Below are 12,139 nucleotides of genomic sequence, written 5' to 3'. Positions count from 1 at the left end.
GCCCGAGACGACCCCGACCAGCCCCACGGCGACGACGAGCCCCACCGAGACGAGCCCCCCGGGCACCACGACCCCCACCGAGACCACGAGCCCGACGGAGACGTCCGAGCCCACGACTCCGCCGGGGTCGACCACCCCGGGCACCACGACCCCGACGTCGCCGTCCAGCTCGGCGACGCCGACGAGCCCGGCCACTTCCACCGGCCCGGTCACCACCGGTTCGCCGTCGGACACCGGCACGCCCGGACCCAGCCTCTCGGAGATCCCCAGCACGACGACGACCTCGTACGCGCCGATCCCGCTCGCGGACAGCGGTAGCGGCGGCGGCCACACCGGCAACCTGGCCTCCACCGGCTTCGACAACGGCTGGCTGATCTGGGCGGGCGCGTTGCTCCTGCTGCTCGGCGGCGGCCTGCTCGGCGCCCTGCGGTTGCGCCGCCGGAGCCCCCGCACCCGGTAGCTCCCGGCACTGAAGGCCCCCCGCGCGCCATGCGGGGGGGCCTTCTTTCGTGCGGGCGGATGACAAGAATTCGCGAATGACCGTGTGCGCGCGACACAAGAATCGGGTTTTTCGGCGGCCGCGCAAATATCCACTTCTGCCGACAGTCATGCGCGTAACAATAAAAAACCTTTTCACCGGCGGGCTTGAGCTATTTTTCGTGGTGCCTTGTCTGCGAGGTGACCCGTCAGTAACGTGCCCGGAAGAAGCCGTCCACAGTTCTGCGGTAAAAGAATTCACCGCCGGTGCGGCCCGTGAACTCCAGTGAGGAAGCCCGAATGTCATCGCTGACTCGGCGTACTTGGCGAGCGGCCGCGCTCTGCGCGGTGCTGGGCCTCGCGACGCTTTCCCTCGGCCCCGGCGCCGCGGCCGCCGGAGAGCAGGCCTCCCCGGCGCTGACGCTCACCCTCCCGTTCGGGTTCTACATCGGCGACGACCAGCAGCCGACCACCAGTCATGTCGCGAAACTCGGCTCGGACATCGTCTTCCCGCAGGGGAGGTTCGACGGGGTGCTGGTCGACGACAAGATCAGCGGCAAGCTGCTCATCCCGACGACGTCGAGCTATTTCGTGGCTTTCCGGTTCATGCCCGCCACGGGCACGGTCGAGCTCGTGCCGGACGGTGACGCCGCGGGCACGGCCAAGATCAAGTCCGCGCCGGACGAGACCGGCACCGGCCTGCGGGCGGTCACCGACGTCACGGCCAGGGTGTTCATCAAGCTGACCGCGGTCAGGGTCGCCGGGAAACCGCTGGACGTCGGCGACGGCTGCCGCACCGCCCAGCCCGCGGTGGTGAACATCAAGGCCGTCCTGCCGCTGGCCGCGCCCAAGGAGGGCCAGCCGCGCCCGTCGACCAGGGTCACCAGCACCTTCGACACCCCGCCGTTCGCCGGGTGCGGGGTGACCGAGGACCTGAGCCCGCTGCTGACCGGGCTCGTCGCCGGTCCCGGCAACACCCTGCTCACCAACCTGGCCCTGCGCTGCACCAGCAGTGGCCCGCCGCCGAACGGATGCGGCAAATGAGCACGAAGGAGGCGTCGTGGGTGTCGAAGTGAGCGTCGAAGGGCTGAGCAAGTCGTTCGGCTCGCAGGCGATCTGGCGGGACGTGTCCCTGACGCTCCCGGCAGGCGAGGTCAGTGTCCTCTTAGGACCGTCGGGCACCGGGAAGTCGGTGTTCCTCAAGAGCCTGATCGGCCTGCTCAAGCCGGAGCGCGGCCGGATCCTGATCAACGGCGTCGACCTGCTCCGCTGCGCCGAACGGGAGCTGTACGAGACGCGCAAGCTGTTCGGGGTGCTGTTCCAGGACGGCGCGCTGTTCGGCTCGATGACCTTGTTCGACAATGTGGCGTTCCCGCTGCGCGAGCACACGAGGAAGTCCGAGACCGAGGTCCGGCGGATCGTGCTCGAGAAGTTGGAGATGACCGGCCTGACCGGGGCCGAGACGAAGCTGCCCGGCGAGATCTCCGGCGGGATGCGCAAGCGCGCCGGGCTGGCCCGCGCGCTGGTGCTGGACCCGGAGATCATCCTGTGCGACGAGCCGGACTCCGGCCTCGACCCCGTGCGCACCGCATACCTGAGCCAGCTGCTGATCGACCTCAACGCGCAGATCGACGCGACGATCCTGATCGTCACCCATAACATCACCGTCGCCCGCACGGTGCCCGACAACCTCGGCATGCTGTTCCGCAAGGAACTGGTCCTGTTCGGCCCGCGCGAAGTGCTGCTCACCAGCGACGAGCCGGTGATCGAGCAGTTCCTCAACGGCCGCCGCGCCGGCCCGATCGGGATGAGCGAGGAGAAGGACCAGGCCACGATGGCCGCGGAGCTCGCGAACCAGGTCGACGGCGAACTCACCGGCGACGTCCGCGGCGTCGTCCCGCAGCTCCAGCCGAGCCCCGGCCTGCCGTACCGCGAGGGCATCCGGCGTCGCAAGGACCGCGTGATGGCGATCCTGCACACCCTGCCCGCCGCGGCGCAGCACGGCATCGTCGCGAGCCTGACCTACGGCGAACGCGAGCGCTACGGGCTGAGCTCGGCCCGTCGCCGCCCGGTTTCCTTGCCCGCCTTCGGTTCCGGTGGTGACCTGTGACCTCCCTGCTTTCGCGGGCGCCGTCCGCCGTCGCGGCCGCGATGCGCGAGTTCGGCCGGTTGTGCTCGATGGCGCTCGACATCGTCGTCTCGATGAGCAGGCGCCCGTTCCAGGTGCGGGAGTTCATCCAGCAGTTCTGGTTCATCGCCAGCGTGTCGATCATGCCCGCGATCCTGGTGTCGATCCCGTTCGGCGCGGTCATCTCGCTGCAGCTGGGCTCGCTGACCGAGCAGATCGGCGCGCAGCAGTTCAACGGCGCGGCGAGCGTGCTCGCCGTGGTGCAGCAGGCCAGCCCGATCGTGACCACGCTGATCATCGCGGGCGCGGGCGGCAGCGCCATCTGCGCCGACCTCGGCTCACGCACCATCCGCGAGGAGATCGACGCGATGGAGGTGCTCGGCGTCTCCCCGATCCAGCGGCTGATCGTGCCGAGGGTGCTCGCCTCGATCCTGGCCGCGGTGCTGCTCAACGGCCTGGTCAGCGTCGTCGGCGTGCTGGGCGGCTACTTCTTCAACGTGATCGTGCAGGACGGCACGCCCGGCGCGTACCTGGCGAGCTTCAACGCGCTCGCGCAGCTGCCCGACCTGGTGGCCAGCTCGGTGAAGGCGTTCATCTTCGGCTTCCTCGCCGGGGTCGTCGCGGCCTACCGCGGGCTCAACCCCAAGGGCGGCCCGAAGGGCGTCGGCGACGTCGTCAACCAGTCCGTGGTCATTACCTTCCTGCTCCTGTTCTTCGTCAACACCATCCTCACCGTGCTGTACCTGCAGCTCGTGCCCGCGAAGGGAACCTGAGACGTGACAAGCGTTCCCGAACGCGCCCGTGCCGCGCTGAAGCGGCCGGGCAACAGCCTTTACGACCTGGGCGACCAGCTCCTGTTCTACGTCCGTGCGCTGGCCGCGGTGCCGGTCGCGCTCACGCGGTACTTCCGTGAGGTGGTGCGGCTGCTCGCCGAGGTCACCTTCGGCAGCGGCGCGCTCGCCGTGATCGGCGGGACCGTCGGCGTGATGGTCGGGCTCTGCGTGTTCACCGGCGTCACCGTGGGCCTGCAGGGGTTCAGCGCGCTGAACCAGATCAACGTCTCCGCGCTGACCGGCTTCCTGACGGCCTACTTCAACACCCGCGAGATCGCGCCGCTGGCCGCCGGGCTCGCGCTGTCCTCGACCGTCGGCGCCGGGTTCACCGCGCAGCTCGGCGCGATGCGGATCTCGGAGGAGATCGACGCGCTCGAGGTGATGGCGGTGCGCAGCATGCCGTACCTGGTCACCACCCGGATCATCGCCGGGTTCATCGCGATCATCCCGCTCTACGTGATCGGCCTGCTGGTGTCCTACAGCGGTTCGCGGCTGACCACGGTGTTGTTCTTCGGCCAGTCCGGCGGCACCTACGACCACTACTTCACGCTGTTCCTCCCGCCGGAGGACGTGCTGTGGTCGTTCGTCAAGGTGCTGGTGTTCAGCGTCGCGGTGATCCTGACGCACTGCTTCTACGGCTACCGCGCGACCGGCGGCCCGGCCGGGGTCGGCGTCGCGGTGGGCCGCGCGGTGCGGACGTCGATCGTGCTGATCAGCGTGCTCGACCTGTTCCTGAGCCTCGCCATCTGGGGCGCGACGACGACGGTGAAGGTGTCGGGATGAGCCGCCGCCTGGGCACCCAGCTCGCCGGGGTCGCGTTCTTCGTCATCCTGGCGCTGCTCGCGTGGTTCGCCATCGCCATCTACGACAAGCAGTTCGTGTCCACCGATCTGGTGACGCTGAAGACCGACCGCGTGGGCAACCAGATGGCGGCGGGCGCCGACGTCAAGGTCAAGGGGGTGCCGTTCGGCACGGTGCGCGCGGTGCGCAGCTCGCCCGGCGGCGCGGAGATCGACCTCGCCATGGACCCGGCCACGATCGCCCAGCTGCCCGCGAACGTGTCCGCCCGGCTGCTCCCGAAGACCGTGTTCGGCCAGCGGTACGTCAACCTCGTCCTGCCGGACAAGCCCGCGGGCGGCACGCTCGCCGCCGGGGCCGTCATCACCCAGGACCACTCGGCCAACGCGATCGAGCTGGAACGCGTGCTGGGTGACCTGCTGCCGCTGTTGCGCGCGGTGCAGCCGCAGAAGCTCGACAGCTCGCTCGGCGCCATCTCGCAGGCGCTGGACAACCGCGGGAAACCGCTGGGAGACAGCATTGTGCAGCTCAACGACCTGCTCGCGAAGGTCAACCCGCTGATGCCGCAGTTCAAGGCCGACATCACCGGGCTCGCCGACACCGCGGACCTCTACACCAGCGCGGCGCCGGACATCCTCGCCGCGCTGAGCGACCTCTCGGTGACGGCGAAGACCGTCGTCGATCGCAAGAGTGACCTCGAAGCGCTCTACACCAGCGTCACCACCGCGTCCGGTGACCTGAACGACTTCCTGCGCAAGAACTCCCGCAACCTCATCGACGTCTCCGCCGCCAGCCGCCCGACGCTGGAGCTGCTTTCCCGGTATTCACCGGAGTTCCCGTGCCTGTTCGACGCGGTGAACAAGATGAAACCGCTGATGGACAAGGCACTCGGCAAAGGCACGAACGAGCCGGGCCTGCACGCGATCCTCACCGTGCAGGAACCCCGCGGGAAATACGTGCCCGGCCGCGACGACCCGGTCTACAACGCCGGCGGCGGCCCGCGGTGCTACGGCGGGGGCGGCGGCAGTGCGACCGTCCCGGCGTTCGCCACCGAAGGCGACCTCGGCCCCGCGAACTCGGCGGGCGAACGAGGTCTCGTCGCCGAACTGCTCGGGCCCGCGATGGGCGTCGCACCCGGCGACGTCCCGGATTGGAGCAGCGTGCTGGCCGGCCCGGCGCTGCGCGGAACGGAGGTGACGCTGCGATGAGGGGAATCGCCGGACCCGCGCTCAAGGGCGCGATCTTCCTGCTCGTCACGGTGTTCGCGACGGGCGTGCTCGCGATCGTCATCGCGAACGCCGGGGTCGCCGACACGGTGGCCTACACCGCCCGTTTCACCGACGCGACCTCGGTCAACGCCGGGGACGAGGTCCGGATGGCCGGGGTGCGCATCGGCCAGGTCGACTCGGTGGCGGTGGTCGACCACCGGCTCGCCGACGTCGAGTTCTCGATCGACCGGAAGCGCTGGCTGTCCACCTCGGCGACTGTCACCATCCGGTACCGCAACCTGGTCGGCCAGCGGTACCTCTCGGTCGACCCCGGCAACCCCGAAACGGCCACGACCTTGTCCGCCGGGGCCCAGATCCCGCTCGACAAGACCACCCCGGCGCTCGACCTGACGGCGTTGTTCAACGGGTTCAAGCCGCTGTTCCAGGCGCTCAACCCGGCCGACGTCAACCAGCTTTCGTTCGAGATCATCCAGGTGCTCCAGGGCGAGGGCAGTACGATCGAAAGCCTCTTGCGCCACACGGCTTCCCTGACGTCCACCTTGGCCGGTAAGGACCAGGTGATCGGCCAGGTGATCGGGAACCTCAACACCGTGCTCGACACCGTCAACGCCAAGGGCGACCAGTTCGACGCGCTGGTCGACACCACCGAGCAGCTCGTCTCGGGCCTGGCGGCGGACGCGAAACCGATCGGCTCGGCGATCGGCGGCCTCGGCGAGCTGTCCACGGCCACCGCGAGCCTGCTGCAGGACGGCCGCCAGCCGTTCAAGCAGAGCATCGACACGCTCGGCGACCTGTCCAAGAACCTCGCCGACAACACCCCGGTCTTCGAGCAGTTCCTCACCAACCTGCCGACCAAGTACGACCGGATCGGCACGCTGGTGTCCTACGGCTCCTGGGCCAACTTCTACCTGTGCTCGGTGCAGTCCGACGCCGCGCCCGCGCCCGGCGGCCCGCCCGTCGGCATCCCGGTGACCGCGGGGCGGTGCCGCTGATGAGGCTGATCCCGAGGTTCAAGCGGCCCCAGTACTGGAAGCCGTTCCGCGAGCGCAACCCGATCATCGTCGGCGCGGTGACGGCCGTGCTGATGCTCCTGATCGGCGGCGCCACCTTCTTCTCCGACGACCTGCCGATCATCGGCGGTGGCACGACGTACTCGGCACAGTTCCACGAGGCGGCCGGGCTGAAACCGAACGACGAGGTCCGGGTGGCCGGGGTGAAGGTCGGCGAGGTGTCCGACGTGCTGCTCACCGGCGACCACGTGACCGTGCTGTTCCGGGTCAAGGACACCTGGATCGGCAACCGCACCACCGCCGCGATCAAGATCAAGACGTTGCTGGGGCAGAAGAACCTGGTGCTCGACCCGGTCGGCAACGGCGAACTCGACCCCGATCAGCCGATCCCGTTCGAGCGCACGACCTCGCCCTACGACGTCACCGCGGTGTTCAACGACCTGTCGACCACCGTCAGCGCGATCGACACCGGGCAGCTCGCGCAGAGCTTCCGGGTCCTGTCGGAGACGCTCGGCGCGTCGACCCCGCAGGACGTGCGCACGGCGTTCGACGGCATCTCCGCGCTGTCGAAGACCCTCGCGTCACGCGACGAGGAACTGACGAAGCTGTTCGCGAACACCAACCAGATCTCGAAAACGCTCGGCGACCGCTCGCAGCAGGTGTCCTCGCTGATCCGCAACGGCAACACGCTGCTGACCGAGCTCAACGCCCGCAAGGACGCGATCGCGAAGCTGTTCAGCGGGGTCAAGAACCTCTCGATCCAGCTCAAGGGCCTGGTCGCGGACAACCAGAAGACGCTCGGGCCCGCGCTCGACCAGCTCGACCGCGTGGCGACGGTGTTGCAGCGCAACCAGGACAAGCTCAACGACAGCCTCCGGCTGGCCGGGCCATTCTACCGCCTGCTCGGCAACACGCTCGGCAACGGGCACTGGATCGACACCTACATCTGCGGGCTCATCCCGGCCGCGGGCCCGCCCGGCAGCTGTGTGCCGCCGAAGACCGGAGGACGCTGATGGCCGACACGGTCGTGCTCGAGGACATGGGCGCCCGCTCGCGGCGCCGGAACCTGCTGCGGCGCCTGGCTTTCGGGGTGGTGCTCGCGCTGCTGGTCACCGCGGGCTGGACGGCGTTCGCCACCGGGCCGGGCCGCAACCGGGTCGAGGTCTACTTCTCCGCCGCCGTCGGGGTCTACCCGAACACCGACGTGCGGGTGCTCGGGGTCGCGGTCGGGACGGTGGACAGCGTCGAGCCGCACGGCACCAACGTGAAGGTGACCCTGAGCCTGCGCGACGACGTCGCCCTGCCCGCGGACGCGTCGGCCCTCGTGGTGACGCCCAGCCTGGTGGCGGACCGGTACGTCCAGCTCGCGCCGGTGTACTCCGGCGGCGCGAAACTGGCCGACGGCGCGGAAATCCCCCAGGAGCGGACGGCGACACCGGTCGAGGTCGACCAGCTGCTGTCGAGCCTGAACGACCTGACCACCGCGCTCGGGCCGAAGGGGGCCAACAAAGACGGCGCGGTGAGTGACGTGCTGACGAAAGCAGCGTCCTATTTGGACGGTAACGGCAAGCCGCTTGGCGAGGCGATCCGGCAGCTCGGCGACTTCGCCCGCACGGCGGCCGACTCGAAGGACGACCTGTTCAACTCAGTCGACAACATCAGCAAGTTCACCGCGATGCTGGCCGCCAACGACAGTCAGGTCAACCAGGCCATCGTGCAACTGGCCTCGATCAACAAGGTGCTGGCCGACCAGCGCGACCAGTTCTCGGGAGCGCTCACCGAGCTGACCGAGGCGCTGGGCGTCGTGCAGGGTTTCATCCGGGACAACCGGGGCAAAATCAAGTCCAATGTGGACAAGCTGGCGTCGGTGACGAAGGTGCTCGCCGACCAGAAGGCGTCGCTCGGCGAGGCGCTCGACACCGCGCCCAACGCGCTGACCAACCTGCTCAACGCCTACGACCCGGCCGCCGGGTCCATCGACGGCCGGGCGAACCTCAACGAGTTCAAGGGGGCGAAATGATCCGCACGCGGGTAAAGCTCGCCGCGCTGGTGGTACTCGCGCTGAGCGCGACCGGCTGTTCGAGTGGTGCGGATATCTACGACATCCCGCTCCCGGGCGGCGCTTCCGTCGGCACGCACCCGATCCACGTCAACGCGAGTTTCGCCAGCGTGCTCGACCTCGTGCCGCAGTCCGGGGTGAAGGTCAACGACGTCGCGGTCGGCAGGGTGGAGAAGGTGGCGTTGTCGCCGGACGGGCACAGCGCGCAGGTGGTGCTGGTGGTCAACGGCGATGTCGACCTCCCGGCGAACGCGGTGGCGCGGCTGCGGCAGGCGAGCATCCTCGGCGAGAAGTTCGTCGAGCTCGCCCCGCCCGATGACGCGACACCGTCCGGCAGGCTCGTCGACGGCACCACGATCCCGCTGGACCGCTCGACGCTGACGCCGGAGATCGAGGAGGTCTTCGGCGCGCTTTCCTTGCTGCTCAACGGCGGCGGGGTGGCGCAGCTGCAGAACATCAGCCGTCAGGTCAACGACGCGCTGGGCGGCAAGGAGGGCGCTGCCCGCAGCCTGCTGTCCAATTTGGACATCTTCGTCAAGGGGCTCGACGAGCACAAGGCGGAGATCACCCGCGCGCTCGACAGTGTCAACAAGCTGGCGGCGACGCTGAACGCGCACAAGGACCAGATCGACACCACACTGACCCAGCTCGCGCCCGGGATCGGGGTGCTGAACGAGCAGCGTGTCGCGCTGGTGAACATGCTCAAGTCGCTGGACGGGCTGACCTCGGTCGCCGTCGAGACGGTGAACAAGAGCAAGGACGACCTGGTCGCCGACCTCAAGGCGCTGGAGCCGACGCTGCGACGGCTCGCCGATTCCGGGGACGCGCTGCCCAAAGCGATGGAAATGCTCCTGACCTTCCCGTTCCCGGACAGCGCGCTGGACACCATCCGGGGCGACTACCTCAACGGGTTCCTGAAACTCAACACGCGGGGCGGCCGCTGATGCTGACCAAAGTCGTGCGGGCCCAGCTGGTGATCTTCGTGGTGATCGCGGTGGTCGGGATCGCCTACCTCGGTGCGACCTACGCCGGGCTCGACAAGCTGGTGTGGGACCGCGGTTACGTGGTCAAGGCGCGGTTCGCCAGCGGTGGCGGGGTTTTCACCAACTCCGAGGTCACCTACCGTGGGGTGCCGATCGGGCGCGTCGGCGACCTGAGGCTGACCGGCACCGGGATGGAAGCCGACCTCAAGCTCGATTCCGGCGGGCCGCAGGTGCCCTCCGACGTCGAGGCGGTCGTGGCGAACCGGTCGGCGATCGGCGAGCAGTACGTCGACCTGCGCCCCCGCGTCGAGGGCGGGCCGATGCTGCACGACGGGTCCGTGATCACCCAGGCCGACACCAGGATCCCGCTGCCGGTGGACGTGGTGCTGGCGAACCTCGACTCGTTCGCCGCGTCGGTGCCGAGGGAGGCGCTGCGCACGGTCGTCGACGAGCTCTACAACGCGACCTCGGGTGCCGGGCCCGCGCTGGATCAGCTGATCGGGCGGGGGATCGAGTTCGTCCAGACGGCGAGCGCGCACGTCGCGCCACTGACCACGTTCGTCACCGACGCGGACACGGTGCTCAAGACGCAGGTCCAGCAGGCGGACTCGATCCGGAGTTTCGGGACCAACGCACGGCTGCTGGCCGAGACGCTCAAGAACTCCGACGGGGACCTGCGGAAGCTGCTCCCGGCCGTCCCGGCGGCCGCGCAGGAGGTGAGCGCGCTGCTGCGCGACGCCGGGCCGAACCTCGGCGCGATGCTGGCGAACCTGCTGACCACGGCGGACGTGCTCGAGACCCGGCAGAACGGGATCGAGCAGCTGCTGGTCACCGCGCCGCAGGCGGTCGCGGCGGGCGCCCACGTCATCCGCCCCGACGGTGTCCACATCGGACTGTCGCTGACCTTCTTCGACCCGCCGCCCTGCACGAGTGGTTACGGCGGGACGCCTTACCGCAACGGCCTCGACACCTCGACGCACCCGCTCAACACCAACGCGCGCTGCTCACTGCCCAAGGGCGATCCGTCGAGCGTGCGCGGCTCGCAGAACGCGCCGACCGGTGGCCGGTGAGAGGAGTGACATGAAGACCCGCATCCTGCGTTTCGGTTCGCTGGCACTGGCGGTGGTCGCGATCGCGTTCGCCGCGTGGTTCGGCTACGCGTGGTGGCACGCCGCCCACGACGACGGCATCGGCCGCGCGGTGGTCCGCGACGACGCGCTCAAGGCCGGGCAGCAGGCCGTCGCCACGCTGACCACTTTGGACTATCGCCAGGCCGGTCCCGGCTACCAGCGCTGGCTCGACGCCTCGACCGGCGCGCTGCACGACGAACTCGCCGCGGACCAGCAGGGCAGCCTCGACCGCATCACCCAGGCCAAGACCGTCACCGACGGCAAGGTCCTCGACGCCGCGGTGACCGAAGTGGACAGTGGCGCGGGCACGGCGAAGGTGATCGCGTCGGTGGAGCTGCAGGTCAAACCCGACGGCGGCGATCCGGTGACCAAACGCAACCGCTTCCAGGCCGAGCTGGCCAGGACCCCCGCCGGCTGGCGCGTCACCGCGCTCGGCCAGATCCCGGTCACGCAGTCATAGGGAGGACGTCGTGCACACCCAACGAGCCCTGAAGCCCCACCGCCGCGCCGTCCGCGTCGCAGGCTCCCGCCAGCCCCCCACACCCCGCCCCCCAACCCCGAACCCACCCACGGCACACGAACCCGCCGTGGACGAGCCAGTTGTGGACGAACCTGCGGTAGACGAGCGCACCGGAGACTTGGCCGCGGTGGACGCACCTGTGGACAACCCTGTGGATGACGAGGAACTCCCGCTCGCCGAGCCGGTCGCGGAGACGCCCGAAGCCCGCGCGAAATCCCGGTTGTGGCCCGCCCTGTTCCTGGTGCTCGCGCTGCTCGCGGGCGGTTTCGGCACCTGGTTCTACGCCGAGGCCCGCGACGCGGGTGGTCCGATGGCGCACAACACCGCGTTGGTCGACACGACGACCACGGCCGAAGCGAGCAAGCAGGTCAGCCAGGCACTCGCGACGGTGTTCTCGTACCGCTACGACGACCAGGCCAAAAGCGAGGCGGTCGCCAAGGACCTCCTCACGGGCACCGCGCTGGACCAGTACCGGCAACTGTTCGGCGAGGTCCGCAAGCTGGCGACCGAGCAGAAACTCGTCGTCACCTCGACAGCCGTGACCACCGGCGTGAAGATGCTCGACGGCGACCGCGCCGCGCTACTGGTCTTCCTCGACCAGACCGGCACCCGCGACGGCGGCCAGAGCAGCACCGGCGCGGCCCAGCTGAGCGTCACCGCCGAACGAACGGACGGCCGATGGCACATAACCACCCTCGCCTCCTCTTAACCCCACCCCCAAATCGCCGCCACGCGTGCGTGGATTGCCGTCACGCGTGTGCAGATCGCCGCCAAAGCTTTGCGCGAGTCCCGGCAGTCCAGACACGCGTGACGGCAGTCCAGACACGCGTGACGGCCTTTCGCGCACACGCGTCCACGAGTTGTGAACGGGGAACGCGGAGTGTCCGGGGGTGGGACACGACGTTCGCGAGCGTGGGACTCGCGCACGTGAGTGTGGGACTCGCGGGTGGTCCGGCGAGTCCCACACTCACG

The 12,139-nt window shown here is 69.3% G+C and carries 13 protein-coding genes; all 13 read left to right on the top strand.

Translation table 11 applies throughout. From position 1 onward, the window contains the following. Positions 1-262: 262 nt before the first annotated feature. Positions 263-460, top strand: a complete 198-nt coding sequence (locus QMK34_RS48175; protein ID WP_442785361.1) for an LPXTG cell wall anchor domain-containing protein — start codon at positions 263-265, stop codon at positions 458-460. Positions 461-777: 317 nt separating this feature from the next. Beyond that, entirely contained in the window at positions 778-1,521 is a 744-nt protein-coding gene (locus QMK34_RS45095) for a hypothetical protein (RefSeq protein ID WP_326421015.1), read from the top strand. A 16-nt stretch (positions 1,522-1,537) separates the two neighbouring features. Further along, entirely contained in the window at positions 1,538-2,587 is a 1,050-nt protein-coding gene (locus QMK34_RS45090; protein ID WP_326421014.1) for an ABC transporter ATP-binding protein, read from the top strand. A 41-nt stretch (positions 2,588-2,628) separates the two neighbouring features. Beyond that, positions 2,629-3,378, top strand: coding sequence for an MlaE family ABC transporter permease (locus QMK34_RS45085; protein WP_326421019.1), 750 nt, complete (start codon positions 2,629-2,631; stop codon positions 3,376-3,378). A gap of 3 nt (positions 3,379-3,381) precedes the next feature. After that, positions 3,382-4,221, top strand: a complete 840-nt coding sequence (locus QMK34_RS45080; RefSeq protein ID WP_326421013.1) for an MlaE family ABC transporter permease — start codon at positions 3,382-3,384, stop codon at positions 4,219-4,221. Continuing rightward, positions 4,218-5,444 (top strand): MCE family protein, encoded by a 1,227-nt coding sequence (locus tag QMK34_RS45075; protein ID WP_326421012.1) that lies wholly within the window; start codon positions 4,218-4,220, stop codon positions 5,442-5,444. The genes QMK34_RS45080 and QMK34_RS45075 overlap by 4 nt, the downstream gene beginning before the upstream one ends. Then, on the top strand, positions 5,441-6,457 hold the full coding sequence (locus QMK34_RS45070; protein ID WP_326421011.1) for an MCE family protein: 1,017 nt from the start codon (positions 5,441-5,443) through the stop codon (positions 6,455-6,457). The genes QMK34_RS45075 and QMK34_RS45070 overlap by 4 nt, the downstream gene beginning before the upstream one ends. After that, positions 6,457-7,488, top strand: coding sequence for an MCE family protein (locus tag QMK34_RS45065; protein ID WP_326421010.1), 1,032 nt, complete (start codon positions 6,457-6,459; stop codon positions 7,486-7,488). The genes QMK34_RS45070 and QMK34_RS45065 overlap by 1 nt, the downstream gene beginning before the upstream one ends. Next, positions 7,488-8,495, top strand: coding sequence for an MCE family protein (locus QMK34_RS45060; RefSeq protein WP_326421008.1), 1,008 nt, complete (start codon positions 7,488-7,490; stop codon positions 8,493-8,495). The genes QMK34_RS45065 and QMK34_RS45060 overlap by 1 nt, the downstream gene beginning before the upstream one ends. Continuing rightward, positions 8,492-9,478 carry an MCE family protein gene (locus tag QMK34_RS45055; RefSeq protein WP_442785360.1) on the top strand — a complete coding sequence of 329 codons (987 nt, stop codon included), beginning with the start codon at positions 8,492-8,494 and terminating at the stop codon, positions 9,476-9,478. The genes QMK34_RS45060 and QMK34_RS45055 overlap by 4 nt, the downstream gene beginning before the upstream one ends. Continuing rightward, a complete protein-coding gene (locus QMK34_RS45050) occupies positions 9,478-10,587 on the top strand; it encodes an MlaD family protein (protein ID WP_326421007.1) in 1,110 nt (369 codons plus the stop codon). Before QMK34_RS45055 ends, QMK34_RS45050 begins: the two co-directional genes overlap by 1 nt. A 10-nt stretch (positions 10,588-10,597) precedes the next feature. After that, entirely contained in the window at positions 10,598-11,107 is a 510-nt protein-coding gene (locus tag QMK34_RS45045; RefSeq protein ID WP_326421005.1) for a hypothetical protein, read from the top strand. Between the two features lie 142 nt (positions 11,108-11,249). After that, a complete protein-coding gene (locus QMK34_RS45040) occupies positions 11,250-11,876 on the top strand; it encodes a hypothetical protein (protein ID WP_326421004.1) in 627 nt (208 codons plus the stop codon). Positions 11,877-12,139 lie beyond the last annotated feature (263 nt).

Source organism: Amycolatopsis sp. H20-H5 (assembly GCF_035828755.1).
In the GTDB taxonomy this organism is placed as follows: Bacteria; Actinomycetota; Actinomycetes; order Mycobacteriales; family Pseudonocardiaceae; genus Amycolatopsis.
Note: the sequence above shows the minus strand (reverse complement) of the source record. Positions and strands in the feature narration are given on the sequence as shown.

What these genes read in the sequence shown, in the direction of transcription:
- QMK34_RS45095 (WP_326421015.1), top strand. Translation starts at nt 778, where the DNA reads ATGTCATCGCTGACTCGGCGTACTTGGCGAGCGGCCGCGCTCTGCGCG.
- QMK34_RS45085 (WP_326421019.1), top strand. Translation starts at nt 2,629, where the DNA reads ATGCGCGAGTTCGGCCGGTTGTGCTCGATGGCGCTCGACATCGTCGTC.
- QMK34_RS45075 (WP_326421012.1), top strand. Translation starts at nt 4,218, where the DNA reads ATGAGCCGCCGCCTGGGCACCCAGCTCGCCGGGGTCGCGTTCTTCGTC.
- QMK34_RS45070 (WP_326421011.1), top strand. Translation starts at nt 5,441, where the DNA reads ATGAGGGGAATCGCCGGACCCGCGCTCAAGGGCGCGATCTTCCTGCTC.
- QMK34_RS45065 (WP_326421010.1), top strand. Translation starts at nt 6,457, where the DNA reads ATGAGGCTGATCCCGAGGTTCAAGCGGCCCCAGTACTGGAAGCCGTTC.
- QMK34_RS45060 (WP_326421008.1), top strand. Translation starts at nt 7,488, where the DNA reads ATGGCCGACACGGTCGTGCTCGAGGACATGGGCGCCCGCTCGCGGCGC.
- QMK34_RS45055 (WP_442785360.1), top strand. Translation starts at nt 8,492, where the DNA reads ATGATCCGCACGCGGGTAAAGCTCGCCGCGCTGGTGGTACTCGCGCTG.
- QMK34_RS45050 (WP_326421007.1), top strand. Translation starts at nt 9,478, where the DNA reads ATGCTGACCAAAGTCGTGCGGGCCCAGCTGGTGATCTTCGTGGTGATC.
- QMK34_RS45045 (WP_326421005.1), top strand. Translation starts at nt 10,598, where the DNA reads ATGAAGACCCGCATCCTGCGTTTCGGTTCGCTGGCACTGGCGGTGGTC.